Origin of the sequence: Sinorhizobium sp. 22678, assembly GCF_052044265.1 — a bacterium.
GTDB lineage: Bacteria > Pseudomonadota > Alphaproteobacteria > Rhizobiales > Rhizobiaceae > Sinorhizobium > Sinorhizobium meliloti_A.
In genome coordinates, this window is record NZ_JBQEMS010000002.1 from 245,976 (window position 1) to 271,787 (window position 25,812).

Consider the following 25,812-nt stretch of genomic DNA (forward strand, 5'->3'; position numbering starts at 1 on the left):
GCCAGATATGACTGCGAAAATCCTCCTTGCCGAAGACGACAACGACATGCGCCGGTTTCTAGTGAAGGCGCTGGAAAAGGCTGGCTACAAGGTCCTTTCCTATGACAACGGCGCCAGCGCCTACGACCGGCTTCGCGAAGAACCCTTTTCGCTTCTCCTGACCGATATCGTCATGCCGGAGATGGATGGCATCGAGCTCGCCCGCCGTGCGACCGAACTCGACCCCGACCTGAAAGTGATGTTCATCACGGGCTTCGCCGCCGTTGCGCTGAACCCGGATTCCAAGGCGCCGAAGGATGCTAAGGTCCTTTCCAAGCCCTTCCACCTGCGCGACCTCGTCAACGAGGTCAACAAGATGCTGGCGGCCTGAGCAGCGAACTTATATGCGCCGAGCTTTCCGGCGCCCCCTTCGCCCAAGCCTGAGACGCGCTCCGCGCAAGCATTGCCTCGACGCCGCCCTCGATCACCAGCATCGAGGGGGCTTCGTTATTTCAATGCGTTAGCGCGCTCGCCGGATCTGCAGGAGGTCCAAAAAGAGTGCCGGTCCCCCTGAAATCATGCCGCGCGGACCTTGCGCAATTTCTGTCAAAAAACCTTCGAAGAGCCTATTGACGCGGGCGCCGGTTTTGTGGTCTATGCGCCGCATCGGATGGGCGTGTAGCTCAGCGGGAGAGCACTACGTTGACATCGTAGGGGTCACAAGTTCGATCCTTGTCACGCCCACCATCCAAATTCCTTAGAAATCAATACGTTGAAGGCTCCGCAAGGGGCCTTTTGCGTATCTCCCTACAGGTTCACTGAACCTTTAGCGGCTGAGGTTCATGGCATTCCGATCTTGGCGGCAAGCCACTTCCAGAGGATGACGAGACCACCGCCTAGCGAGGCCGCAATGACGCCCAGAAGCATCTGCATACCAACGAAGCGCTCGCGCCACTTCTTGATATCGGAGATGACTGGGCCGGCCTCGTCCATCTGTTTTTTCAGGTCGGCAATCTCGCGACGGCTGCCCGCTGCCTCTGCCCGCATGTGTTCCAGCTCGGAATATATTCGGTCCCGGTATTCCTTGCTGTCATCCGAGCTTTTCTCGAATGCGGTTACCAGCATGTCTAGCTTCGTTTCCAACCGCCCAATCACCCTGTCGTAGCTTGCCGTTGTCATGCCGGTTCCCCTCGGGCAAGCAGATCGCAAACGGCCCGCGACGGGACAACGAAGCCGTAACCGACGAGCGAATGAGAGAAGCCCATCGGAGCGCCCATCACGCCGACCGTTATCCCGATCAGACGGCCGTCAGCATCGAAGACCGGGCCGCCAGATTGGCCCATCACCGTCGTAATGTCCGTGACGAATACCGATTGCCAAGGACCGAACGCACGAGGCTCGCCGGCAATGCGCCCGTAGGCGGAAGCGAACTCGACGTTCAGCGGGTTGCCGTAAGAGATGATCGTGTCGCCCAATTGAGCAACACGGCAGTCGAGGCTTGCGGCGTCGATCTGCGCGCCCTCGAAGCGAAGAAGAGCGATATCATACTCCTTGTTCGACCAGAGAACGGCGGCTTCCATGTTCCGGCCGTCTTTCGTCTTGAGCGTGGCTGTCTTGCTGTCCTGGACGACGTGCGCAGCAGTGAGCACGTAGCCGTTGCCAATCGATACTCCGGAGCCGTGCCCGTTCTTCAGGATGACTTTGACGACGGTCGTTTCCGTCTTCAGATAATCAGGAGCGGCGAAACGGGCGATGGCCTCTGGCGTCGAGAACAGCCAGGCAAGCAGGAGAAGGAACAGCGCGACGATGGCGCCGAAATAAAAGGCGAACTCCTTATTCATCTGCGCAGTCCTTTCACGGTTTCCACTTGCAAGCCTTTTCGCCGTAGCGGTTCAGCTTGAGGATTTGCGATTGGGTTCCGTCCGTCAGCGAGTCCTTGACGGAGGGGCGAATGGGGGATGCGATATCGCAGAAATCACCCGTTGCGGTCGCGCATCCACTTAGAGAGCTCATCGCGACGGCGAGCGTCAGACATGCGATCCACTTCATCGTCGGTTCCTTTTTTCTGCTTGATTGCTTCTGCCTGCCTCTTGGCGTGCTCCAGCCTGGCGGCGTTCTTCCCGTCCTGTCGGGCGCGGAAATAGGCGAAGGTTAGGAAGATGGCGGCGCCGATCGCTGCAGCGGCATATCCCTTGATGCGGGCGAAGAGGGCGGCCAGCATCACTCGCGATCCGCGATATATTTGTTGATCAAATTTCTTCGGTTGATCTTGCTGCGATCAAACAGCCACCAGACCAGAACAAGGACGTTGACGCCGAGCCCAACGAAAGCATCCACCGTGGCGGAGTCGAAATAGCCCTTGGCAAGGAGAATGCCGCCGACAACCTGGAGGAACTGGCGGAGGATCGGAATGAATAGATCGATCGTCATTTTGCGGGTCTCCGGAAGATAGCAAGGAGCGCTTGCAGTAGGGCGACGAGCCAATTCGTCTTGGCTGGCGTAGCGGGGGAATTGGGCGACGGGGCCGAAGATCCGGCCATTCGGATAGCCTCAGCGCGCACATCGGAGACACGGCGGGTCCAGCCCTTACCGAAGGTTTTCCAGGTGCTCAGGTCTTTGAGGAAGGCCATGCGCTTGTCGCACAAGGCGTTGACCACATCCGCGGGCCGCTTCGATCTGACGGACTTCAGCGTGGCGGGGCCGATGCGTCCGTCCTGCGTAACGCCGACGACGGCCTGCAGGTATTTTGCCGAACGAGACGGGCCGCTGTTTACGGCAAAATCGAACGCCGCGTAGTCGATGCCATCGGGAAGCTCCGCACCATGCACGGCGTCCCAGTAGTGCCGGCGATAAACCGTCGCCAATTGCTCATCCGTGATCTTGCGGAGATCGGCCTTGGTCGCCGTGGGCTTCACGTACTGGCGGAAGCTCGTAAGGGTGACGCCCTTCATGGTCGCGCCGCCCGGGTCTTTCGGATGGTCGCTCCATCCGCCTTCATGCTTCAGGACGAGCGAAAGCGCCCGCTTGAAATTGCGGTCCATGAGATGTTCCTGGTTATTACTGGATTTGCGGAAAGGGTATAACGCCGCGTCAGTGGCGGAGGCTCGATGCGAACTGCATCAGCATCTCAACGATGTCGGCCTTGGAAACGTCTTTAAGCTTCATGGGGCCGTCCATCAGCTCGTAATAGGTGTTCGCGCCGTCCTTGCTCACGCGGATATGAAGACGGGTGTTGATCTGCTTTGCTTGTTCCATGTTATCGCCTCAGCCATTCGAGATATTCGGCACCCTTTTTCACGTCCACGAATGCCTGACAGCGGGCCGCTTGCGTCGTGGCGTTGGGGTCGAACACGACCAGGATGGATTGCCCTTCGTCCTGCTCGTACTTCCCGATGCGTCTTGCAAAGCCGTCGAGATGCTTGTACCCGCGGACGCGGATCATAAGGGGGGCGTTTCCCTGTTCGGCCTGCTCCCACTGGCTGACGGCCCAATTGTGCTTATGGCCGCAAACGAGAACATCGATGTCATTCCCGAACTTCGCGGCCTTGACGACGCCGTGAACTGGGTTCCACATGGAATTGCCTGCGAAGTCGTGAGCCGCGTTGATGCGGAACTCGACGCCATTGGCGAATTGGAGGGTAAACCGAGCCTCCCAGTCCAACATCGGAACTCGTTGGGTTCCATAGCGCTTATTCATCTGCTCATGAAGCGCTGAACTGTCGCCCATGTGTTGGTGATTGCCGTGAAGCCAAACCAGCCAGGACACTCCGCTTTCGAGGAGAAGCCATTCCACGAGGCGCCTTGCGGTGTGTACCGATGTGTCTTGGTCGGCATATTTCTTGATGAGCCGGCCTCCCCAATCGTTCCCAACGTCGCCGATGTTGACGGCGAACATTCCCTCCGTGCTCTTGGCGATGTCGATGTGCTCTCGGAGCAAGGGCCAATGGCAACCGTTGTCATCGAGGTGCGGATCGCCAACGAATAGAATGCCGATCGGCTTATTGTCCCGGATCTTGATCGGGAACCACTTCCGAGCGTCGTGCGCCTTCTTGGCCCTCTCAAAGTTACGCGTCATACGGTCAATGACTTCTTCGATCGGTTCGCTCTCGTCGGCGAGGTCCGGGAACTCGACAAGGGCCGGTTTCACCATCCCCTTCTTCTCCGCTGCCCGATATCTGTCTCGGAACGTCTCCCGTTTTATGCCGAGCGCGTCGGCGGCTTTCTGTTTGTTGCCGCCGCTTGCGTTGAACGCAACGACAGCCTCACGCAACTCTTCGTCGCTGAGGGCCATTAATTCACCTCGTTTTGTGGGAGAGTGGGCAAAGAAAAACCCCGCTCGAAGGCGGGGCTGAGTGTCTTGTCGGTAATGGGCGGCGGAACTATTTCTTCTCCACCTCTTTCAGCAGCGCCTTGCTGCCGCCGAAGCCGAGCGAGAGGAGATGGCGGTGGTATTCCTTCGCTGTCTCAGACTTCACCTGAGCCGCCGCCATTGGCAGCGTTTCGGAATTCACGTCGGTGTAGGTCGACACGAAGAAGTACCGAGGGGACATCATGTGTTCGCCGCAATGCAGCATCGCCGAGTTGGTGATTAGAACGTCGCCTGGATCGGTGGCGACCCAGACAATGTGACGGTCAATCTCGTCTACGACTGAGAAGTCTTTGGTGGTGCGGAGTTTAGCGAGTTCGTCGCGGTGAGTATCGAACCATTCTATCGGTCGCTTATTGCCGACGCGCTTGCTCTGCTCTGCGAACAGCCGCTCGTCGTGGCTGAAGGGGATCACCCCGAGCATGCCGCCTTGCATGTTTTCGGATGCGCAGTAATGGAGCACGCGGACAATCCGCTTTTGTGGATTGCTGACGTGGTAGGCCGAGCCGGCCTTCTCGCAGAGCTGGCGGTAGTCGCGATGGATACCGCGTGCGCTGTAATGTGCTGCGACGGAGCTGCCGAATTCCGTGGCGTTTTTGCCGAGGATTTTCTGAACGATTTCCCGGACGTGTTTGTTGGCAGCATAAGGCCAAAAGTTCTTGTTATTCAGAACAGGGGAGCCGCCGGTAAACCCGCGCCCTTCGCCCTTGAAAATTTTCAGGTAGTCGAGCGGCTTGAGCTTGGAGGCAAGGATGCAGAGCCTCTGAAGTTCTGCGCTTTCCTTGGCCGAATAGACGCCACGAACTTTCACAATGTTGAATTTGTCGAACAGGCGGACAATCTCTGCGACAGGGGTATTAGCATCTGCGACGCCGAACGTTGGGATGAGTCCGAACGGGTTCATGCCGCGGGAAAATTCATCGAAGAACGTTCCCAGCCTGCGCTTTGCCCTCGCGGAGGGAATAAAAATTTCGCCTGTTATCTCTTCAGCGTTCGTCAAACTCATAAGGTGCGCCTCCTCTCGGGTCTCAATCGAGATTGACTGTCAGAGAGGAGCGCGAGCGTCAAGCCCGTTGCTGGGTCGCGAGGCGTTTCAAAATGTACACCGTGCCATTGTTGCCACGATCACCCGTAATATTTAGGGATCACATAAGGTGTGTACGATGACCCGAGCCGGTTTTCGATGTAGATGGTGCCGCCGTTGAATGACACCGTAACCTTCGTATCCGTGCCGGTCGTCCCGGTGAGGACAGAGGTTGACGTTTCGATCAGTGTGGATGTCTGAACAATGATATTCCATGAACCGTTGAGGTAGGCCAGATGGCCACGCGCCGAGCCGGCTGCCTGGTGGATGATCAACTCAAACGCAGTGGTTCCAGACGGGACAGCCCACGAGTAAACGCCGTCATCGGCGATCACGGACGTTTTTGCGATACTGATTGAATTCAGGACGCGGTCGACCTTTCGCAGATCACTGCGACCGCCCCCGAAGGAGCCGAAGGTATTGCCTGCCGCGTTGATCTGTTGCGGCGTGCCTATGACGGTCTTGCCTCCGACGTGATCCCTCGTCGTCAAAGTGATGCCCGAGAAGGATGACATATTGGTGTCGACTAGACCGCTGGTCACGAACGAACCGTTTACGGCGATCTCGACCTCGCCCGAAAGCTCAGCCGCCGCGACACGGTTCGCAAGCGTCGGGTCGATGCGGATGACGTATTCGTTGGTAACGCCGTGTATCTCTAGACCCGCCAAACTCCAGTTGAAGCAATTCTCCGGCGCGCCAGAAGAACTCGCGTCATCGCCGAGCGCTCGCCCACGCCGGATAGCAACAGGGTTGTCAACGTTGCCGTGGTGCACAAACCCGTTGACTTTGATGTTTCTTCCCCACCCCCAGATCATCGCGCCGACGTTGCCGGTTAGGCCGAAGCCAACACGCGCGCTGTAGTCGGTCGGGTATCCCGGAGAGGTGTTCGGGTACCCTGTGTCGTTTCGGCCGCGCACGTTCGCAATTGAGACGTTCTGCGCCTCAAGAAGGTTGATGATGCCGGCCTTCTGCTGGCCGGACCCGACGACGCGTAGCGGAGAATGACCGCAGTTTTCGTAGGTGAGGCCGTTGACAACTATCATGCTGTCGTCGCTGTCGCCATCGGGGTCGGCTGAGGTGTTGACGCCCGCAATGGTGAGGGCAGAGCCGCAGTTTTTCGCAATGATGCCCAGAAGCTGGATGGATACGGCGCGCTTTTTCGAACCGTTGGCGAACGTGCCGTCAAGTCCTTGTACAAAAAAGCCCGTGCCGCAGTTCTCGGCAATCGTTCCCTCAACAATGGCGTTCGTTACGCCCTGCTCCAGGTTGATACCCTTCCCGCCAGAGGCGGCCGGTGTCATGGCAGAAGCTGGGTAGTTTTTGACGTATCCGCCACGGAACGTCAGCTCGCTCGCGCCTGCCGCAAAGCCAAAGGCGTTGTCATTGTAGCCGATCTGATAGACGGAGGTGTTATCCGGAGGGGTCGTCCACGCGGCCGAAACGGTCGCAACCCTCGTTGACCCAACATAGTCGGAAATGGTGCGCGACTGAGCCGCGCCAGTGCCCCCGAGAATGACAATGGATAGCCCGTTATAGAAATCATCGACGGCCGACGCATCGGAAGCGAGTGTGATTGTCGAAGCCGCCCCGGCCTGCGCCGTACCCGTGACTATGGCCGGATAAAGCGAGCCGTCGATCTGCGGATTTTCAAAGACGATATTGCTCTGGATAGTCGCAGCGTCGGATGCGCTGTTTCGCAGATTGGTGATGAATGAGCCCGTCGTTGAGACGCCTGTCTGCCGAAGCCATGCGCCGTCCGTGAAGCGAACATGCAGGTCGCTGGAGGTCTTCAGTTCTTCCGAGGCGCGATGCGACTGCGAGTGCAGAACGACCTTCTTGAGTAACGCGCCCATGTCCCACGCCGCCTGAATAGCCGTATGGTCGTCCGTGGAGCCGCCGAGCGCGCCGAACCATTCTAGTTTCAGTACGTCCTCGATCTGGCGCACCCATGCGCCCGACGCAGCCGCAACGGCCGACGCCTTGACATAGACGCCCTCCTGCGTGTCAGCGGCTATCTGCGCGGAATAATCACCCGCCTTCCAATGGAAGATGCCTTCCCTGCCGCTCTCCATGAGAATGGCGACAAGATCCTTCCCGGTGTCTAGCGCCTTGAGTTCCGTGCGCGTCTCGACGTACGGCGCCACGTCGAGATAGTTTCGAACATCTGCCGAAAGGTTGAGCGCAAGGATCGACTTCCCGGAAGAGCCGGGGTCTACTCCCGCAAGCTCGTCAAGATTGGCGGAGTGATCCTGTTTCCCGTTCAGATCGGCAGGGCTGACCCAATCCTTGTTTTCCATGCCCTTACCGTCATCGCGCCAGCCGATAACCTTACCGCCGACGTTCTTCGGGTATTGCCACTGATTGCGATCCGCACCCATTTCGTATCCTTTTCGGCAATGCAAAAAGGCCCCCGGGAAGGGAGCCTTTGGTGTGGTCAGAGATTGTTGGTTTAGATCAGGTCAGTCGCAGGAGTTAGCGAAGCTGCTGAACCTGCTGCAGGCGTCGTCGTAAGCGTTCTGGCCGCCCGTATGGAAGCCCGAGGCGCCGATAGCCGCGACGATGAAGAACGCTGCGGAAATAAGCGCTTTCCGGCCGTTTCCTTCCATCACAGCTCCAACAGCAAAGATTGCCGCCACGAGCCCGAAGATACCGAAGAAAGCCCCCACGCTATTTCCTTGTGTCGGGAAGGCCCAGCGCTTCGCCGGTTGCGTCTTCCACCTGGTTGAACAATCCACGAAGATAGAACAGATTTTGCCCCGGTATCAACTGGCGAGCCTTGCGAAGATCCGCTTTTGTGGTGTCTCCAGCGAAAATAGACCCGGAAATCTGGAAAATATCAGCGATGGCGTCAGGCGTCGGCCCGAGAAACGCGCCGGTCACGTTCCTGCTGGCGTATCGGGAAACCTGCTCTCCAGTCAGAGCGGACAGGCCCACACGGCCGCGCGTGAGCTTTTCGCTCATGTTGTTCACTTCCATCAGGTAGCCCGTCAGGCCGGACTTGTCGAAGGCCTCGACCGCCCATTGTGCGGGGTTGTCCGAAAGCGGCTGGCCCGAAAGCGTCTGCTTGGCCCAATAGGTCATAGCGCCGAGCCCGAGCATGACCAGAACGCCGTTCAATACCGCGGCATCCCGCTGCTGCAGGCCGGCAAGTGCCGTGCGCTGCATCGAGGAAATGCCGAATGACTTGAACTGGCCGATAGTCTTGCCGAGTTCCGTACTCATCCAGAGCGGCTTATCCTGCCCCGGCGTGACGATGATGCGGTCCACATCGCGAACGACGGCAGCCCTGAACGCTTCCCTGGCGCTGCGATCGCTCCAGTCGGCAGCCTTCGCCAGCAGAATGCCGTCCTGCTCGTCGCCGTGCTTTTCGAACTGCCCCGCAATCCGCTTCGCCAAGTCTTCATTGATGCTGGCCGCCGCGAGCTTACGGATGTCGCTCTCCGAAGCCGTGCCCTTTGCGACACGCTGCGAAGCCTTGAGCACGTTGGTCATGGTGACGAGGCCGGCAAACTGCTTCATCGAGGCGTTCCACGGCGCCATGAGAGAAGCCACGCCGAAGCGGGAGGATATGGACTTGATGCCGCGCTCGAATTTGGAGTGGCGTCCGAAGTCTCCGGTAATATCTGCAAGGGCCATCGCGCGGCTATCGAGGATCATATCAAGCGCCGTGCCGGCCTGCTTGACCTCCTTCGCAGCGAGGCGAAAGCCACGGAAATTCCGTACCATCGGAATGAACCCGTCGCGGAAGGTGCTCGTCAGGCCATGCGCGAACACCACCTTACCCATGTCCGGTATTGCCGAAACGGTCATGCCCCCGAGAAGGCGAAGATAGTTCAGGTTCCTCGCCACCCTGCCCGCCCGCAGCACCAGGCCGTCAGGATTGGCCGGGAGCGCGTACTGACCACGGAGACGGTCGCGGATGCCCTCAACATCCCTGATGGCGTTCTTGCGCTGCTTGTCGAGGCGCGTGCGTTCTTCTGCCGTCGTGGCGTTGGCGATCTTCGCGTTCGCCTCGTCGTTGATCTTGCGTATCTCTTCCTTGAGATCGACGGAGCCGAATTTCTTGGCAAGCTCCACATCCGCCGACATGGTGCGGACCTGCGCGTGTAGAACGTCCTCGATGTCCAGTTCAAGAAAGTCTTGGATCTTGGCGCTCTCGATCTTCAGCAGGCGTTCCTTCAAGGGACCGCGCGGGCCCGAGACGATACCATCATAGGGGATGCGGCCTTCCGCATTACCGAGAATGGTGTCTATCGTCTCCTCTACGATGTCCTTGATTTCCGCATCAGACAGGCGGGAGAATTCTTCAAGCTCCTGCGCTGCCTTGGATGCCTTGGCGTCTGCGTTCTTCGCGACCGTCTCTGCCTCGGCAATCTTGGCTGCGGCGTCACGCTTCGACGTAAAATAGTCATTGAGGAGACGGCCGAACCTCCCGCGCTCCGCGATGATCTTGTTCTTGTTGTACATCCTGAACAGGTGCGACACGTCGCCGGCCACCTTAACGTCTTCACGGAAAATGCGCGCCTCTATGGCTGCCTCCTTCATCGCATCGTCAATACGGCGGTAAATGGCGGCAGCCTCGGCAACCTCTGGGATCGGGTGTTTTCCATCGGAGAATGCAGCCTTGCCGACCTCCTCCTTGAACTGCTTATAGGTGAGCTTCTGGCCGCCAAACAGTCTAGCGACCTCGGAACGGATCGGCGAAAGTCGCGTCTGCCAGGCGCTCGGCTCCGGTGCGTTGTGGAAGTATTTCGCGTAGGTCGTGTCTATGTCGTTCAGGCTCTCGGCGAGAGGCGCATTCCACATCTTCATGCGGGTTTCAGTGGACCCGCCTACCTCGGTAGCCACACCCGCAGCGTTGTCGGCATACTCCAGCGGCGTCTCAGCCAAACCGCGCACAGTTTGCCTTGCCGTGTCGAAGTCGGAAAGCTGCAGCCGGATCAGCGGATCTTGCTGGTTGGTGATCGGAATACGGCTGATGAGCTTCTCGTCCTTGAGCGTGAGCGGCCCCGTATCGCGCGCAGCAGCGCCGGCAGAGCTTGCCTTCGCGAACGCGGTGTCGAATTCCTCAAAGCCCTTTTCCTGCGCCTGGATCTTTCGGGCCAATTCGCCTTGGGCCTTGGTCGAGAGATAGCGACCCGCCAGCGTTCCCAATGCCCCGCCAAGCAGGATAGAGCCGCCGATGTTGAACGCGGTCTGCTCACCCGAGCGCATCGTCTGCGTGAGCTGCAGGCCTGCTTCGGAGACTGCCGCATCGACGCCAGCGGCAAGCGCTGCTCCTCTGACACCAGCCCCGAGCGCTCCACCCCCGACAGGCAGCAGCGTGGGGATATCGAGGACGCCAGCCGCCATCGCCGCAACAACGCCCATGCCGCCCGCTGCATCTATCGTCCGCTGATCGGCTAGTTCCCGTTTGATCTGGATCTTCTTTGCGTCCGCCGCCCGCTTGTTGAACACCCCGGCGAACTGATCGACATAGGGCGAGAATTCCGGATCATCCTTCACATAGTCGATGGCGTTGAAACCTTCCTCGACTTCATGCGGATCAGGCATGCCGCGAGACGATAGGAACGAGCCGATCATGTTTTCCGAGCGGAACGCAGCGGCGAAGGTATCGGCCAAGGTCGGGTCGTCGGGCTGATCGACCGGCGCGATATTCGTCAGGTTTTGCGCTACGCGGCGTTCTTCAATGAAGGGCATTATTCAACCTGACCCGTCAAAGGATTGCCGTCGAGAAAGTTATCAAGCGTCTGCTCCCGATCCTGACCGGAAATGACGCGCTCGCGCTGGAATTCATCTTCCTGCGCCGCCTCCGCTTCCCGCTGCATCTGGCGATTATCGATGGCCGCCTGTGCCGGCTTGAAGTCGGGCCGCCACAACATGCCTGGGAACGTCTGCAAGTTGCCATCCTTGTCGGCATAGAGGACCGCGTATCCCGGCATTTCGCCGCGCTTGATCATCTGTGCCGTTCCCGGCGTGGCGACGAACTGCACGGACTCCGGATCGAAATCCGCATCACGGCCGGCGATCTCGGCGTGGAGCTGCGTCTTGGCATAGCCTAGAGGATCGGCGCCTATTCCGAACAGCCCACCCTCGGAAGCCGTGTTCTTCGGCCAGTAGCGCTCGGGCGGGTACTTCATGACAACAGGGCGGCCGGTAACGTTGGTGACGCCGTAAAGCCGCTTCATCTCTTCCCGCGCGCGGTTCTTCGCAAGTTCGGCATTGCCGTTTGCCTGGAAGAATTGATCCTCGGCGATGGCCTGATATTCAGCCTGGATGCCAAGCGCCTGCCCCTCGGTAAAGCCGATGTCCGGATCATTAAACGGCATCCAGCTTTCATCGAACAGGGAGCCAAGGTCTTCTCCTTCAAGCTGCTTGCGGAACTCCTTGGCGGCCGGCTCCAGTGCCTTGCGGTCGCGCTGCTTGTCGGGGTCGTTCATCTCCGCGATGCGCTTTGCCGCATCTTCAGGCGACATGTTAAGGCTGTTGACGAAATAGTTGAAATCGTCCGCCCTTTTCTGAACTTCCGCACCACCTTCACGGCGAGCCAGTGCGGCCGGGTTGATCGCGGCGATGCGGGCTGCCTGCTGAGCGGCGGCCTCGACGTTGGCAACATTCGTGTCCGTCAGGCCACGCCGGATGCTGTTGAGAACGGTTTTCGGGACAACGCCGGCTTGCCGTACGATCTCTTCCGCCAAAGGCTGGCGCTGGTCTTCACCCACGGCAGAGGAGGTCTTGTCATAGATATCGTCAACGAGCTTCTTGCCCTTCGCGTCATAGGGATCAACGGCGCTGCCAAGCTTCCCTTCGCGCAGGAGCGGCATAGCCTGACCGACAGCAATGCCCGCCTCGTTGGCCTCGTTGTAGCTCTTGATAAGCTGCGCCTTGTCGTCATCCTGCAACGGGCTGGAAAGGATCGTGTGCGGTGTAATGCTGGTGTCACCCGTCGCGATGCCAAGCTGGAGCGATCCCTTGATCTGCGCAAGCTGAGCCGTCAGCGCCGCCTGCTCCTGGCGAGAAGTAGCCGCTATCTGGCTTTCCGCCTGTTCCTGAAGGCCTACGACCTGCGCGACATCGAGGCCGGAGAACCGCTCATTGCCGGCCACGTTTGGAGAGGCGCCGCCCATCTTCTTCGCGGCCCAGTTCTTGATCCAACCGACAGACTTTCCGCGCAGGAATGAGTTCGCGCTAATGACGGAGGGGGAGAGAAGGCTTTCCAAAGAAGCATCGTCGCCATTGCCGAGCACGGTCTTTGCACCACCAGGGCCGAGGAAGTGCGCGAGGTAGAGATTGCCAGCGGTCGCCGGGATGCCGGCAGATGCAAGCGAGGCGGCGTTCTCCTTCGTATAATTCGCGGTCATCTCGCGGCCGAGCGCCGGGTCATTCTTGAGCGCGAGGATTTCCCGATCGGACTTGCCGGCCGCTATGTCAGGGCGATAGGTCTTGACCGTCTTCAGCCATGTGGAGTCGATGAACTGGCCGAGACCGGATGCCGAGGAATTGGGGTTCTTGGCCGAGGCATTGCCGCCGCTTTCAGCACCGATGATCTTCGACACGACAGCATCGACAGCGCCCGCGCCGCCCTGCTCTGCGCCTCCAACACCGATCTCCTGCAGGAACTTCGCCGGGTCGCGCTGGATCTCAGCCTTTGCCCTGGCAAGCTGCAATTCCTGCATGACAGCGTTGCGAGCCTTCAATTCCTGGTCGGGCGTCATCCATTGCGCAGCGCCCGCGAGGTCGTCCATTGCCCGCTTGGCCACGGCATCATACTGGCTCGGGTCGGAAAGCACCACCTGACTGTGCGCGAGCATCGCCTTGGCAAAATCGTCGTTGCGCTTGGTAAGCGTGCTCTCGGCCTGGAACGTGGCCGCGTCGCCAATGACATTCGCGCTGTAGGAGTTCGACCATTCGTCAAACATCTGCCGCGCGCGCTGGGAAGGGGCACCCTTTAGATAGTTCTGACGAACCTGCTCGTAGCGAGATTTAACGTTGTCGGTGTAGCCCTGCGCGCCATCGGTCGCCTGCTGGCGCAATTCGTTCTGTGCGCTCTGCATTTCGAGAGCGGTTTCAGCGCGGGCTTTCGAAAACCAAGTATCATCCTGGCTGTTCTGCACCTTCTGCTGGGCAAGTTCGATCCTCTGCCCCACATCGGCTATGGAGCCGCCCAGATCGGCAAGCGCCTGCGCTGGAGCAGTGAATGCACCCGCAGACTGGAAAGACGCCGTAGAGCCACCAGAGAGGCCCTGCTGACGGTCGTATGTGGGAAATCTCGGCATCAGGCCCCCAGAGGTCTGTAGCGGCTGGACGCCATGTTGGAAAAGCCGGACATCAGCGAAGACGCGGCATTGATGAAGCCGGCCTGCTTCTGTGCCTTGCCTTGCGCGCGGAACATCGTGGCGTCATTCTGAGAGGCACGAGCGGCAGACTCGCCGGAATAGAGGCGGGCCAGCACGTCAAGTTCGCCCTGCTTGGCCGTATCACCGAGGACGGTAACAGGCGTCCCGCTCTGGACATCAAGGCCACTCGCTGCGGCGGCCGCGCGCTGGGCACCGACAACCTGCCGCACCCGATCGCGGGTGATGCCAGCCTCGTAAGCTGCACGCTGCCTTTCCGCTGCAGCGTTGTTCTCCGCTACCTGCGCGTTGTAGTTCCCAACCGCATTCGCCTGATTGCCGGCCTGGACGGCGCCAACCGCACCCGCGACAGTTCCGAGCGCGCTAAGAGCCGTACCGATACCGGAGGCAGCGCCGCCACCACCACCGCCAGCAATGGCCGCGATGGATGCGCCGATGGAGAAAGGATCAAAACACATCAGCCGCTCACCCGTATTTCAGTGATTAGACCCAGAACATGGAACGGCGTCGGGCTGTCGTGCTGGACGCGGAGGCGCTTGCCGCGCTCCCATTCCATCGCCACGTCAACACGAACATCGCCGGTAAAGACTGCGCTGGAGGAGCCATAGGCCCCGTCCACATCCACGCTTGCCGTGTAATCGAGCGTTTCCATTGTGCCGTCAGCCGGCCCAACAGTGCCGTTCATCGACCGATCAAGCCTCAAGAACACTTCGGTAATGCGCCCCAGCCGGGTTTGCGCCGTGCCGCCACGTGCCGCAGCCTCCGGGGAAAGCGTCTCCATGATCGAGGTGTATTGTAGACCGACGCATGCCCATGTAACGGCAGTGCCAAGCGTGATCTGCCCTGCCGAAACCGTGTACGGCCCCTGCACGCCCGCGCTCGTCCATGCGTAGACGGACTCGCCGTTGAGGTGCGCAAGGCCGGTCATGACCGTTGCGGAGGCGCCGCTGTAGCTCAGATGGCTATCGAGGAAGGTTGCGGCACTCAGGCCGTCCGTGTCCGACATGCCGTCCGAAAGGCGTTCTATATAACGCTTGGTCGCGCCGTTGATCGTCCGTCTGATCAGCAGCCATACCTCATCCGAGCCGGTTCCGGGGATCGTTGCAACGCTCTCGACAAAGCCGTCGCCGCCCATTGGGTGGGTATGGAAGGCAATGACCTCCTGATCGCGCTCGTAGGTCATCCCGAACAGGACGCCGTTGTCATCGCAGGCCCAGACAATCGCATCCGGGTCTTGCGCATAGGCCATCTGCTTGATGCCAGGCGAAGGAACGTGCTCGGAAAGCAGGGACAGGTTGTTGCTGATGTAGCCGTTCACATCGAAGGAATAGACGATCTCGCGCACGTCCTTGCGGTAGTAGCCGGCATAGATGGCGTTGTTGCCCACCCGAACCGGAGCCACATCGGATGCGCCGTAATTGGCCTCGCGCTTCTGCTGGATGTTGGTCGGGGAGAAAGCAGAGGTGGAAGTGGTCGGGCCGATCGTGCGGATCGAGGCCGTAGTACCAAGAAACAGTTCGGTGCCCTCGGCGATCCATTTGATCTCGTTCAGGCTGTCAGATGCTACCGTGGCCGTAATCGCGTCATCATCCGCGAGAGGATCGGAGATGCTGAAGTTTGTGAAGTCGTCAACGACGCTCATCCATACTGTCTGCGGCTGATGAGCGGTACGGGCAAAGCAGAGGCGGCCGTTATAGAAGCCGATCGCCCCCGGCCAGCCCGTTTCATCCGACCATGCGCCCATGCGCCAGTTGATGGTCGGGGAAAGGTCGGGAAGCGGATAGCCGTTGATCGTGATCGTGACGACGGTCGAGGACGTGCGGGAGACGATCTTCGCCCAGCGCCATTTGCCATCGGACCCGAGCAACCGGATATGGCGGCCAACATCGCTCGTCTTGAAGCCATCGCCGTCATTGATGCCGGTCGTGGACGACGCCGTGAGGTTGAACGCCGTCTGGCTGTCCGCGTCCTTGTTCAGCCCAAGCTCGGCGAAAGAGGCGTTATCAGTCGCCGATCCGTCAATGCTCTTCCAGCGGAAGCGGTGGTATTGGTATGCGGTCGAATTGTTGAAGCGGAAGAACCGCGTTTCGCCAGCAGACCAACCCGTCTCGCCCGAAACCGTGTGCAGAACCACCCATGTAGAGCCGTTGGTAGAACCCTCGACCACCCACGATGTCGGCGTGCGAACAGCGTTCTCTGCGTTATCTACGGCCGTCAGAAAGTAATGATTGACGATCGCCGAACCGCTGGGAAGCTGGTAGGAGACGTACCCGGCAGGCGTGGCGGTCCAGGTGTTGGCTGTACCCTCGTCCTTGTCGAAGACCTTCCACGCGTCTGCAGAGGATCCCGACGAGTCTACCGTACCACTCGGGCTGGTGAGCCCCGTCATGACCGGCGTCAGCGATCCGTAGTCGGCAGGCGTCAGCCTCGTGGCCGTGGAGTTGATTTCAAGGAAAGGGCCGTCCTCGAATTCCATCTCCTCCAGCGTGAAGGTCGTGGCACTGGTACGGGAGAACTCGCGCGGCGCGTGGCTCGGGTGAACGATGTAGAGAACGTCGGCCGACTGCGCGAACTGGAGGTCGAAGATTTCGCTTTGACTGTACGGGCTGGTGACTTCAACCGGAGAGCCGCCGCTTTCAACAATGCCGCCGTTCGTGTAGATGCGGATGTAAAGGTCGCCAAACTCAAGGATGTACGCCTGCGTCACAGAGAACGTGAACGGGATCAGGCGGACAGCCTTGGACGAGTCCTTGACCTCGTTGATATACTGAGTGCCGCCGCGCTTCCTGATACCGCCGAACCGCTGAACGATGAAGTTCTCCAGCAGCGAGCAGCCGTTCATGTATTTACCGACATCGACGCGGGCATAGAGGCGCGGGCTCAATTCTCCTGCGGAGAAATTTGTTTGGAACGCGGTAGCGCTGGGCATTTACACCCTCGCGTCCAGCCAGGCGTCGGCATCAAGGCCGCGTGGCGTTCCCTGCCGGGAGTCCATACCGCGAGCCATGCGAAGCTTGTTGTTGTAGATGTTCCAGCTCTGCTCGGTCAGCGTGGAGTTGTCCGTCAGGTAAAAGCAGATCTCAGCCGACAGGCGGGAGGCAAGCAGATCAACGAACTGCGCGTCAAACGTGGCCTCGTCCGTGTTGTCGAAGATGTATTCGCAGTTGATCTCGCCTTCGTTGGAAAGCAGATAGCCAGCCTCGACCCGGTAATCATCCCGCTCGGCGCCGTTGATGCGCAGGATGCGCAGGCAGTCTTCGGGGAGAGCAAACCGATAGGCGTATTCAGAGACCACGTATTCCGTAAGAGAGCCGGCCGAGGAATAGGGAGTGTAGCTCGTGCCATCGACGCCTGAGAGCTGCAGCGTGGTAGCCGTGGCGCCCGCCGTCGTATAGGCGCGATTGTTCAACTCGGTCATGCCGACAACGCCGGTAATGAACACTTCGGTCCCGTTGGCGATCGAATGACCATCAGCAATCGTGATGACGACAGGGTTTGCAGCCGTCGCGCCTGTGATTTCGTTGATGGTGTCGCGCGTGAGATAGGTGCGCTTGGTCGCAAACCGCCACGAATGCTCGCGGAGAAGCGCCTGGCGGATGAATTCGTAGTTAGAGGCCAGCCACCGGGAAGCCTTGTTGCCAGACGCGCTAAGGCTGGTGACTCCCTCATGGCCGATGCGGGTCAGCGCCAGGTTGGAAATGTTCACATCTGTTGCCATCACTCACCCCGCAGAAGAGTGAAGGGGCGGCCGGAACCGCCCCCTCGTTAGATCAGGTGCACGAGAAGTACATATCCACGACGAGCGTGCCGCTGGCCGGCAGAGCGGCAACAGCAACGGTCGCAATGATGTCTTCGTTCGTGCCTTCGCCGAGCGGGGACGAGCCGACTTCAGACGAGGTGTGCGAGGTCGAGGACGCGGCAGCAGTCGCGCCGAACAGCGTCGGCGTGTTGGTTGCCGTGAACGTGGCAGCCGCCTTGTACTTGGCCGTAGAGCCGGAGATGCCGATCGCAACAGTCGAGGTGCCGAGGGACGTATCCGAATTCAGCACGCCGTATGCGAAGACATGGCCCGGAGGAATGCGCATTCCCAGATCGACAGTGCCGGTCCCCTGGGATGCGAGCGTGACGACCGCACGGAAGCGGTGAAGACGGGCCCCGAATACGGAGCCGTCCTTGTAGTTGGAGGTCAGAGTGGTCATTGATCAGGCTCCTTAGAGGTCAGTGGTCGGAGAGGCGCCCGGATCGCACTCGATGTAGCCGACACGCTTTTCTTCCATGCGGGTCGCGCCGATGCTCATGCTGGCGTAGACCTGCGTGGCGTAGTTCTTGTCGTCACGTTCAGAGATGCGACCGACCATGTCCTGGCCGGTAGCCAGAAGCAGGCCCGAGCGGGTCCAGAACGGCACCTTGTCGTCGCCGTTGCCGTCCGTTCCGATGCGGTTGCAGGGGATGAGGGTGCAGCCGCCGACCTTGGAGATCTGGCCGGAGACCAGCGGGAGGGCTGCGTTGTAGTCGCCGGAGACAACACGCTCGTCCTTGAGCAGCGAGGAGATCTGGCGGGCATTGACGCCCACGAAAACCTCTTCGTCCGGATCAACGTCGTTCTGCCCGAGAAGCTTGCGGGCTTCGATGAGCTTTGCGAGGTTGAGGCCGGTGTCTGCCGCGGTGACCGAGGGCCACACGGTCTGCACATCGACAATCATGGCGCTGTCGAATGCAGTCGTGGTGGAGCCGTCAACGCCGGTATATGCGGTGCCATCGACTGCGGCGAGGATGACATCATCCATCGCGCGGCCGAGTGCCCACATGGCAGCCTGCGCATATTCCGAGGTCGGATCGATGAGCATGCGAACCTTGTCCTGCTTGTCGATCAGGTCGGACCAGACATAGTCGGCCAGGGAGACGCGACGACGCGAATGGGGAGTGTCCATGCGCGGCGTGTCGGAGTGGCGCGAAGTGCGGAGCTGGGCCGCAACAGAACCGATCTGGTCGAAGAACGTGTTTTCGCCGGTGACGGTCTCGATGCGGACGGAGCCGCGCAGCTTCGAACCCTTCTGCTGCACGAGATGGTAGACGTTTGCCTTGTACTGCTCGACAAACGCCGTAGTGATCTGAGTGGACATCTGTCCCTCTCCTTCAAAACGGTTGAGATTTTTGGGGGTGTGTTTGTCGGTCAGTTGTCCGGATGATCCGGGCTGGGCCTCGGCTTAGCGTCCCGTGGACGGCCTTCTAAAGCTGTGATGGCAGGGCCTTGCGGCTTGTCTGCTTAAACGCGCTGTTCCGGAAATCTCCGTTCGAACAGCGCGGTCAGTTCCTTCGTCCGCTGGGAATGATCAGGGTGCGACCTGTCAAACAGGGCCGAACCATGCTTCTCGCGGAACGATGCGATCTGCGCGTCGAGGTCAGCAGGCGAAGCCATCTCACCCGATGCGCCGATTAGTTCCTTTTCCCCGGCAAGCTTCACGCCGAGGTTGTACATGTCCTTGATGATGGCAGGATTGTTTGCCAAGCCCGCCGCATCCATCGCCGCGATTGTCTCGGGCGAAAGGAATTTGTTGATCGCAGCGCCGGCAACCTTGCCCCGCTGCTCGAATGCTGTGCCCCATTCCTGTTTGAGCGACTCTTCGCCGGCCTGTATTGCGGCCTTGCGTTCGGCTTCCGCCTTCTGGCCTGCTTCAAGCTGCGCCGTGCCGCCTTCGGAGACGATGGTCATGAGCTGTTCGCGGACCTTGGCAGCCTGGCTCTTGTTCAGGCCTGCGCCGTGCATGATGCCCGCAAGGCGCTGATCCAGCTCTTGGCTGTAGACCATGCCGTCAGGAACCTGCTCGGGCTGGGCGAAGCCGTAATCCTCAGGCTTTTCGGGGAGCCCGCCCGCCTTGTAATACCGTTGCCAGCCCTCCTCGTCGCCTTCCTTGGGAACCGGCACCTTCTCGGAGCCGAGCATCCGTTCGAGGTTCACATAGGACTTTGCGAAGCCCTCCAGCGTTTCAAACTTGGAAAGCGAGGTTGAGGTTTTGATGTCTTCCGGCAGGGAGTCCCGCCATGATGCGGGGGAAGTGCCTACCTGTGAGGTTGTCGTCGTCGGAGGCGTCTGCCCCGTTGCGGCCTCTGTTGCTGTAACAGGTGCCACGTTACCCGCATCAGCGGACGTGGTTGCGTCTGTCAAATGTCAGTTCCTTCAGCTAAGGATGTGACCTTGCGCAATGTCTGCGGCTTGAAGCGGTCAGCATCGTTGACGATCAGGGCCACGATCTCATTGCCAACCGAGCGCTGGCCCTCGTTGAAGAGCGTCCGGTTGGGATCACAGTCGGCGCCCATCGACGCCTTGAAGACATGGCAGTAGTCGAGCAGGTAGCCGATCAGACGCTCGCCCTCTTCCGTGCCCATGACAATGCGGGCGTCACGCGCGGCCTGCATACGATCACGCATTCTGCACCGCTCCCGCCTCTGCGAAGCTCTTGGCGCCCTGCCCCGCCTTGGCGAATGCCTCTGCTGCCAGCGTCGCGGGCTCGACCATCTGCGAGGCCTGGATCTGCTGCTGCTTGGCCTCGTACTCCTCGTCATCGAGGATCAGTTCAGCATCCACGTTCAATTCGACAGCAAGCCAGGGAAGGAAGTTGTCGGAGTCGAAGCGGGCCATGATCTTCGGATCAAACGCGCTCATCTGGCCAGCGACGGTCAGCATGTTCAATGCGCGGTCGACCTTCTGGCTTCTTTGAGCAAGGGCGATCGGGCTGACGTATTCAACGCGCCATTCAACGCCATCCAGCTCGGGAGGCTGCTCGGGAAGCGCGCCAGCACGCAACAGGATGCCGAACACGCGCGAGATGATGGGGCCGAGCAGTTCGCTTTCCATGCGGCCGAGGATGGGGCCAAGGAGGCGCATGCGCTCCTGTGTGCGCTGCATTACCTCTGTTGCCGTCATATCGGCATTGCCGACCATCTGAAGCTGATCGACAAAGAACGTGGAGAGGATGCGGTTGCGAAGATCCTGCATCATCTCAAGCGAGATTGGGATATTTGCTCCGGTCTGAAGCGGATAGATCAGCCGGTTCTCGTCTCGATAAAAATTAAGCCCGCCAGGAACAGTCCGGACGGGCCCCATTGCTCCCTCATCAGGAACCATAAGCGGAGGATCGACAATCTTCTGCGCGGCCTTCAGCGTGGTCTTCACCATCTCCTGAAGCATCTTGACATCAGCAAGCGCGGTCATCGCAGGAGAGCGGCCGTATTTCTCGCCGGCAACCTTGTACCAGCGCGGGACTGCATACGGGAACTCTTCGAAGCCCCCTTCCTGCAGCATGTGCTTTTCCTTCTTCTCCAGATAGACGGAGGCGAAGGGCATATTATCGGGCGTCTCCTTCTTCGCGTCCCGCTCTTCGCGAGGGAACACGGCATGGAGCAGATCGACCTTCTCGTCCCATTTGTCTTCGGCGGCCAGCTTCTTCACATCGGAGGAAACCTTGTCGCCCCACTGCTGCACGACCTGGCGAACGGTCATCTTGAACGCGCGGATGACGGTATCGACCATTCCCTCTGCGTTCTCATCGATCACGCACTCGCCAAGGAAGCGCGTCTGAAACAGCAGATTGTCCGTCTTGGACGTGCCGATGAACATGACCGCCGTACCGAAGGCGGCATAATCGAGATACAGTTCATGCAGATGCGTGGTGATCGAGGACAGCGGCGAGTGAAGCCGGGAGAAGATAATATCCTCGACCTGCCCGAGATATTCGCGGACCGCGTCGCTGCTGTTCAATTCCTGGTCGTCGGTCTTCAGCGCAAACCAGCGCGCAGCCGGGTTCGTCGCCATTCCATGCAGGCCAGCCGCAAGCAGCTCAAGGCCCTGGATACCGGTCGAGTCGTACACCTTGGTCATGCGCTTGTCGCCAGGCGCACGTTCGGTGTTGAAGTCTGCACGGCGCGGGAAGATGTACTCGGCGATCTCCTGCCAATGGGACTCGAATGTCCCACGGTCGGACTTCAACCGGTCGAAGCGCTTGCAGAGCTTTTCAGCGTACATAGATCAGCCTTCGCCTAGCTTCTTCTTGCGGGAAGACGCTGCAACGTCAGCATCGCTGAGACGCGTCAGGATGTTCTGAGCCGCGCCCGAGCGCTCCATGCTCTGCCGGCGCTGTTCGTCAGCAGCAGCGAGCGATGTGTCCGCAGGCTTCGGAGGAGCCGGCGAGGGCTTCGGATCAGGCATCTTTGGGGGTTTGGAAAAGCACATTGTAATCCTTGCTCCATGAGAACATGAGGTAGTCCGACCCGTCTCGGCCGTACCCTTGGAGAATGCCGTCTGCCTTCGCGCCCATCGCCTGCAACCAGCGATGCGCCTCGTGATGATCAATACGGCTTTCGCATTGGACGCGATGCGCTCCCCTCACCCTGACAAAGGGCTCGATGACCTTCTTGCCGTAGCGGCTGAGTTCAATGACAGACTTCGACCAGTCATCCGTCCCGAAGGACCAGACAGACCAGACACCGGGCCACATAGGCGAAACACCCATGATGCCGCTCGGCTTGCCGTTATGCGTGGCGATAGCTGCCTTGCCGTAGGTCGCGGCGATGACGACTTCCCTCGCAAGGAGAAGCGGGTTGTCGTGAAACCTGATGCCGTAGATCTCGCGCTGGTCTATCTCGCGCATGTTCATGCAGAGATATTCGACGGCAGTCAGAGATATCGGGATCAAAACGGTTCGTATTCCATGCCGGCGACAGCCTGGCGGTTCATGCGGCGCGTCGTCTCGGATGCGTTGAAGACATCGTATTCGCCCTGAGCCACAGCCTGACCTTCCCAAGGCTTGCGGCCTCGATCCGAGATCAGGTTGGGGAACAGCTCTGTAATCCCCCAAACCAACGCATCCATGCGGTCTGGCGAATAGCCTTCCTGCTTTCTGTCAAAGTCCGCGGTGAAGACGCACATCTGATCTTCAAGCTCGGAGAACTCGCCGACGTGACGAATGCGCCCACGAGCATAAAGCGCGGCGACGGGCTCGGCCCGCACATACTTGCCGCGGCTGGCCTTGACCAGCGTAACCGGAATATCCGGGTTCTGAGCACGGATGACCTCAGAGACCATCTCGCCGCCCTGGTTGGCCTCCGCTACGATCCTGTCCGCTTTGTAGTAGTGATAGAGATGGATTGCCGATCTCGCCCATTCGTCGGGCTTGTAGACGCCGGAACCATCCGCGAGGACATATCCCTGCCCTGACCCGTCAATTGCCGTAACAATGACGCCTGTCTCGTTTGAGCCCGTGTCGCTGCTAATTGCCGGATCGATCGAAACAACCACGCGCTTGAAATCAGGGAGATCGCTTTCATTGCGGACGAACAGCCGCGAATTGTCGATGACCGCTCGCGTCCACAGAGCATCCGAAGCATCGCCCGAAAACTTGCCTTCGAAGAAGCGAGCCCGCTTGGCTTTCGGCATCAACTGAAGGCCAGCAATATATGCCGGGTCAAGGTTCTCCGCGTTGTCCTGCGGGTTCGCTACGCCGAAGACATAATCGTCGCGAGGCAGCGGACGCTTCTCGATAGGCTCGATGCCCTGGACGAACATCTTGTAAGTCCAATGGCTCTGCGTCGTCGGGTTGAGGTCGATGTAATTTTTCTGCTGGAGATATTCGCCAGCGCCGACAGTGACCTTTACCTTCTGCGCCAGACGAGAGGAAAGCGTCGTGTGAGCGTCGTAGCTGATCTCGGACGCCTCGTTCTCGTAGATCGTGGCAAATTCCTTACCGAGAACCTTATCGACGCGGTCCTTGTCATCCAGTCCGGAAAGCCAAACCTCAGAGCCGTTGTCAAACAGGAAATAACCGTCCTGCTCAAGCCACTTATACCGCGCCTCGGGATAGGCCAGCTCCATGACCTTCGGAAACGTGTCCTTGCCGATCGACTGCTTTACCGCGACGTTGGTCTTGCGGAAGATCCCATGCCGTGAGCCCTCAGCCCGCAGCGCTCGCGTGGCGATGGCGTAGCAGAGGAGGAACGTCTTGCCCGAGCGTGAGCCGCCATAAAGCAGCACCTGACGAGCTGATGAGCTGAGAAGCGGTTTCAGCTCTTTTTGCCGGTCAGTGAGGTGGAAGCTCAAAGGTCTGCCGCATCCTGCGCGATCGTGACCACCTGGCCGGAATGCTCAAGCTCCTTGCGCTCCGTGTAATCGTCGCGGAAGCGAGCCTCCATCGACTTCTTCCAAACGGCCGCGTTGAACTTGTCGAGGAACAGCCCGCTTTGGCCGGTCGTCTCCCACCAATCCTGCTCGCGTTCCTTCGCACGTGTTAGCGCTGTCGAAAATTCTTCGTGCTGCTCGGCCCAAGAAAGCATCGTCGTGCGGGCCACACCAAGGGCGACGGCAATCTGCACCTGGCTTTTGCCTTCTCCGCCTAGTTCTATCACCCTCTCGCAATATGCTGGGTCGTATGTGCTTGGCCTACCTGCGGGCATGTTAGCGGTCCTTCCGGATTGTCGCTGAGGTACTACGCAAAATTATTCCTTCTGGCCGGTGAAGCCTTGGCATTTCGCGATATGAATTTTCTACTGAACCGTATGGAAGACCAACTCCTCGTCTTCCCCGTCGATGTATTGGATGTTCATCCCTGCCGCCTGAGCCCGAGCTAGCAACGTGTCATTCAGCAATACGAGCAGTTCATTCACGCCGTGTTCTTCTTCGAATGCGAGGCAGGCCGCGATTAGGTCTGCTTCTGTCATTTGCTGCGGCGGTCGCGCTTGAAGATCAGCACCCAATGATATGTCGTGCGAGATATCGCCTGGTGGAGCGCATACCCTTCTGCTGCCTTCTCGTTGATGATGGCTTGCATGCCGGGGAGGCCGAGAGGGCCGGAGTCGTAGGGGAGGACGAGGTATGCGGGCATGCGCATCTCCTCAAACGGGGAACCCCGCTACGGCGGCAACCGTGCGGGGTTATTGGTGCCCTCTGTCGGACGCAGGTCCGATCATGTAATTTCCTTATTATGCTGATTTGCCTTCAACCACAAGTCCCCTGTGCCATATCAGGGCGTTCAATCCCCGAGTTAGCCACAACAATTGCGCTTCCGGCATAGTACGCATGCCCTCGTAGTCCATTACACAGACGTTGAAGACGGTTGATTTTACTCGCGGGCCGTCCTGACAGCGAAGCAACACGCCTTCCAGATCCATCATCTTGTTCGAAGCGGCGCGGGCGCGTCTTGCCTGCTCAGCGGTCGTTTCGCCCCCGAAACCAGATATACTGAACAGATCCTGAGCCCGAGCGGACGGGAACGGTACGCCAACCGCGCTGTAATATCTCGCCATCTGCTCGGCGTAATAGTCGCCGGCCTCTAGCTGCTGCTTGTTGATCTTACCGTCCATGAAGAGGCGGCCCAGCGTGTACCCGGAATACCCGCTTGCGTGATAGTCAACGCCGTGAACCCGTTTCAGTGCCTCGATAGCCACGGCTTTCACCTCTTTCTCTGTTTCGGAATGCTTGATCTGTCCTCCCGGATAGCGATCGACGTTTTCCTTTCGGGGCCTCCCTGCCCTGGTTGCGCGCTTGATGCGGAGCTTTGAGGCCTTTGATGTCATTTACGCTCCTGTTCGCTTTTGACGTGCTCTAGAAGTCTGCCGAGCATGTAGTGGAGATCGCTGATTTCCTCGATGCCGTGAAGGCAGGCGTCTACAGAGCCTACGATGATCTGGGTTCTGTAGGGCCAGCCGTCCGTGTAGCAGCGCACCGTTATGCGCTCGGACTCCTTGTGGAAGGGCGCGCTCATTCAGCCTCCTTAAGCGCTGCTTGGATCATTTCCTCGAAACACCCAGACGCGTCCGAATGGTTTTCTCGAAGATATATGACACCCGCGACATCCATCGCGTTCGATGTCGGCTTCATCGCCTCTATGGCTGCGCGGGCCATTGCTTCGTAATGTCCTTCATCTGCCGCATGCTTGGCATATTCTGCCATTGTCTCCATTGGGACATTCGGCATTGATTTCGCGGAGGCGTTCAAATCGGCAACGCCTATCGCCCGCGCCACGCGCTCTACCATCGTG

The 25,812-nt window shown here is 59.4% G+C and carries 28 protein-coding genes and 1 tRNA gene; 2 read left to right on the forward strand and 27 right to left on the reverse strand.

Annotation, left to right across the window (positions count from 1 at the left end; translation table 11 throughout):
* Positions 1-7 precede the first annotated feature (7 nt).
* Both cpdR1 and ACTJKL_RS04580 read left to right on the forward strand, forming a co-directional pair.
* Positions 8-370 (forward strand): response regulator CpdR1, encoded by a 363-nt coding sequence (gene cpdR1 / locus ACTJKL_RS04575; RefSeq protein ID WP_003531148.1) that lies wholly within the window; start codon positions 8-10, stop codon positions 368-370.
* A gap of 281 nt (positions 371-651) precedes the next feature.
* Positions 652-726, forward strand: a tRNA-Val gene (locus ACTJKL_RS04580).
* Between the two features lie 93 nt (positions 727-819).
* Here ACTJKL_RS04580 and ACTJKL_RS04585 read toward each other — a convergent pair.
* From ACTJKL_RS04585 to ACTJKL_RS04715, 27 genes are all read right to left on the reverse strand, one after another.
* Positions 820-1,158: a hypothetical protein gene (locus ACTJKL_RS04585; protein ID WP_440852266.1), complete on the reverse strand. Its 339-nt coding sequence runs from the start codon at positions 1,156-1,158 to the stop codon at positions 820-822.
* Positions 1,155-1,820, reverse strand: coding sequence for a S1C family serine protease (locus tag ACTJKL_RS04590; RefSeq protein WP_440852267.1), 666 nt, complete (start codon positions 1,818-1,820; stop codon positions 1,155-1,157). Before ACTJKL_RS04590 ends, ACTJKL_RS04585 begins: the two co-directional genes overlap by 4 nt.
* Before the next feature lie 134 nt (positions 1,821-1,954).
* Positions 1,955-2,200: a hypothetical protein gene (locus ACTJKL_RS04595; protein ID WP_440852268.1), complete on the reverse strand. Its 246-nt coding sequence runs from the start codon at positions 2,198-2,200 to the stop codon at positions 1,955-1,957.
* A complete protein-coding gene (locus tag ACTJKL_RS04600) occupies positions 2,200-2,409 on the reverse strand; it encodes a Pam3-gp28 family putative phage holin (RefSeq protein WP_440852269.1) in 210 nt (69 codons plus the stop codon). The genes ACTJKL_RS04595 and ACTJKL_RS04600 overlap by 1 nt, the downstream gene beginning before the upstream one ends.
* Positions 2,406-3,020, reverse strand: coding sequence for a glycoside hydrolase family 108 protein (locus ACTJKL_RS04605; RefSeq protein ID WP_440852270.1), 615 nt, complete (start codon positions 3,018-3,020; stop codon positions 2,406-2,408). Before ACTJKL_RS04605 ends, ACTJKL_RS04600 begins: the two co-directional genes overlap by 4 nt.
* 49 nt (positions 3,021-3,069) lie before the next feature.
* Positions 3,070-3,234 (reverse strand): hypothetical protein, encoded by a 165-nt coding sequence (locus tag ACTJKL_RS04610; RefSeq protein ID WP_157738183.1) that lies wholly within the window; start codon positions 3,232-3,234, stop codon positions 3,070-3,072.
* 1 nt (position 3,235) lies between these two features.
* Entirely contained in the window at positions 3,236-4,270 is a 1,035-nt protein-coding gene (locus ACTJKL_RS04615) for a hypothetical protein (RefSeq protein WP_440852271.1), read from the reverse strand.
* A gap of 88 nt (positions 4,271-4,358) precedes the next feature.
* Positions 4,359-5,351 (reverse strand): hypothetical protein, encoded by a 993-nt coding sequence (locus ACTJKL_RS04620; RefSeq protein WP_440852272.1) that lies wholly within the window; start codon positions 5,349-5,351, stop codon positions 4,359-4,361.
* A gap of 119 nt (positions 5,352-5,470) precedes the next feature.
* A complete protein-coding gene (locus ACTJKL_RS04625) occupies positions 5,471-7,807 on the reverse strand; it encodes a hypothetical protein (RefSeq protein ID WP_440852273.1) in 2,337 nt (778 codons plus the stop codon).
* 81 nt (positions 7,808-7,888) lie between these two features.
* Positions 7,889-8,095 (reverse strand): hypothetical protein, encoded by a 207-nt coding sequence (locus ACTJKL_RS04630; RefSeq protein WP_440852274.1) that lies wholly within the window; start codon positions 8,093-8,095, stop codon positions 7,889-7,891.
* Position 8,096: 1 nt separating this feature from the next.
* Positions 8,097-11,129 carry a hypothetical protein gene (locus ACTJKL_RS04635; protein ID WP_440852275.1) on the reverse strand — a complete coding sequence of 1,011 codons (3,033 nt, stop codon included), beginning with the start codon at positions 11,127-11,129 and terminating at the stop codon, positions 8,097-8,099.
* Positions 11,129-13,705 carry a lysozyme family protein gene (locus tag ACTJKL_RS04640; protein ID WP_440852276.1) on the reverse strand — a complete coding sequence of 859 codons (2,577 nt, stop codon included), beginning with the start codon at positions 13,703-13,705 and terminating at the stop codon, positions 11,129-11,131. Before ACTJKL_RS04640 ends, ACTJKL_RS04635 begins: the two co-directional genes overlap by 1 nt.
* Positions 13,705-14,241 (reverse strand): hypothetical protein, encoded by a 537-nt coding sequence (locus tag ACTJKL_RS04645; protein WP_440852277.1) that lies wholly within the window; start codon positions 14,239-14,241, stop codon positions 13,705-13,707. The genes ACTJKL_RS04640 and ACTJKL_RS04645 overlap by 1 nt, the downstream gene beginning before the upstream one ends.
* Positions 14,241-16,667 (reverse strand): phage tail protein, encoded by a 2,427-nt coding sequence (locus tag ACTJKL_RS04650; protein WP_440852278.1) that lies wholly within the window; start codon positions 16,665-16,667, stop codon positions 14,241-14,243. The genes ACTJKL_RS04645 and ACTJKL_RS04650 overlap by 1 nt, the downstream gene beginning before the upstream one ends.
* 45 nt (positions 16,668-16,712) lie before the next feature.
* Positions 16,713-17,501 (reverse strand): hypothetical protein, encoded by a 789-nt coding sequence (locus ACTJKL_RS04655; protein ID WP_440852279.1) that lies wholly within the window; start codon positions 17,499-17,501, stop codon positions 16,713-16,715.
* 52 nt (positions 17,502-17,553) lie between these two features.
* The gene (locus tag ACTJKL_RS04660) at positions 17,554-17,982 is read right to left on the reverse strand and encodes a hypothetical protein (protein WP_440852280.1); all 429 of its coding nucleotides are present in this window, start codon (positions 17,980-17,982) and stop codon (positions 17,554-17,556) included.
* A 12-nt stretch (positions 17,983-17,994) separates the two neighbouring features.
* On the reverse strand, positions 17,995-18,906 hold the full coding sequence (locus tag ACTJKL_RS04665; RefSeq protein ID WP_088202170.1) for a phage capsid protein: 912 nt from the start codon (positions 18,904-18,906) through the stop codon (positions 17,995-17,997).
* 143 nt (positions 18,907-19,049) lie between these two features.
* Complete coding sequence (locus tag ACTJKL_RS04670) at positions 19,050-19,949, reverse strand: hypothetical protein (protein WP_440852281.1); 900 nt, start codon at positions 19,947-19,949, stop codon at positions 19,050-19,052.
* Positions 19,946-20,212 carry a Bbp19 family protein gene (locus tag ACTJKL_RS04675; RefSeq protein WP_440852282.1) on the reverse strand — a complete coding sequence of 89 codons (267 nt, stop codon included), beginning with the start codon at positions 20,210-20,212 and terminating at the stop codon, positions 19,946-19,948. The genes ACTJKL_RS04670 and ACTJKL_RS04675 overlap by 4 nt, the downstream gene beginning before the upstream one ends.
* Positions 20,205-21,806, reverse strand: coding sequence for a portal protein (locus ACTJKL_RS04680; RefSeq protein ID WP_440852283.1), 1,602 nt, complete (start codon positions 21,804-21,806; stop codon positions 20,205-20,207). The genes ACTJKL_RS04675 and ACTJKL_RS04680 overlap by 8 nt, the downstream gene beginning before the upstream one ends.
* 175 nt (positions 21,807-21,981) lie before the next feature.
* On the reverse strand, positions 21,982-22,476 hold the full coding sequence (locus ACTJKL_RS04685; protein WP_440852284.1) for a hypothetical protein: 495 nt from the start codon (positions 22,474-22,476) through the stop codon (positions 21,982-21,984).
* Positions 22,473-23,876, reverse strand: coding sequence for a phage terminase large subunit (locus tag ACTJKL_RS04690; RefSeq protein WP_440852285.1), 1,404 nt, complete (start codon positions 23,874-23,876; stop codon positions 22,473-22,475). The genes ACTJKL_RS04685 and ACTJKL_RS04690 overlap by 4 nt, the downstream gene beginning before the upstream one ends.
* Complete coding sequence (locus ACTJKL_RS04695; RefSeq protein ID WP_318850178.1) at positions 23,873-24,229, reverse strand: helix-turn-helix domain-containing protein; 357 nt, start codon at positions 24,227-24,229, stop codon at positions 23,873-23,875. Before ACTJKL_RS04695 ends, ACTJKL_RS04690 begins: the two co-directional genes overlap by 4 nt.
* Positions 24,230-24,489: 260 nt before the next feature.
* Positions 24,490-24,657 carry a DUF4177 domain-containing protein gene (locus ACTJKL_RS04700; protein ID WP_440852286.1) on the reverse strand — a complete coding sequence of 56 codons (168 nt, stop codon included), beginning with the start codon at positions 24,655-24,657 and terminating at the stop codon, positions 24,490-24,492.
* A 97-nt stretch (positions 24,658-24,754) separates the two neighbouring features.
* A complete protein-coding gene (locus ACTJKL_RS04705; RefSeq protein WP_440852287.1) occupies positions 24,755-25,348 on the reverse strand; it encodes a hypothetical protein in 594 nt (197 codons plus the stop codon).
* Entirely contained in the window at positions 25,345-25,536 is a 192-nt protein-coding gene (locus ACTJKL_RS04710; protein ID WP_440852288.1) for a hypothetical protein, read from the reverse strand. The genes ACTJKL_RS04705 and ACTJKL_RS04710 overlap by 4 nt, the downstream gene beginning before the upstream one ends.
* Positions 25,533-25,808, reverse strand: a complete 276-nt coding sequence (locus tag ACTJKL_RS04715) for a hypothetical protein (RefSeq protein ID WP_440852289.1) — start codon at positions 25,806-25,808, stop codon at positions 25,533-25,535. Before ACTJKL_RS04715 ends, ACTJKL_RS04710 begins: the two co-directional genes overlap by 4 nt.
* Positions 25,809-25,812: the final 4 nt, after the last annotated feature.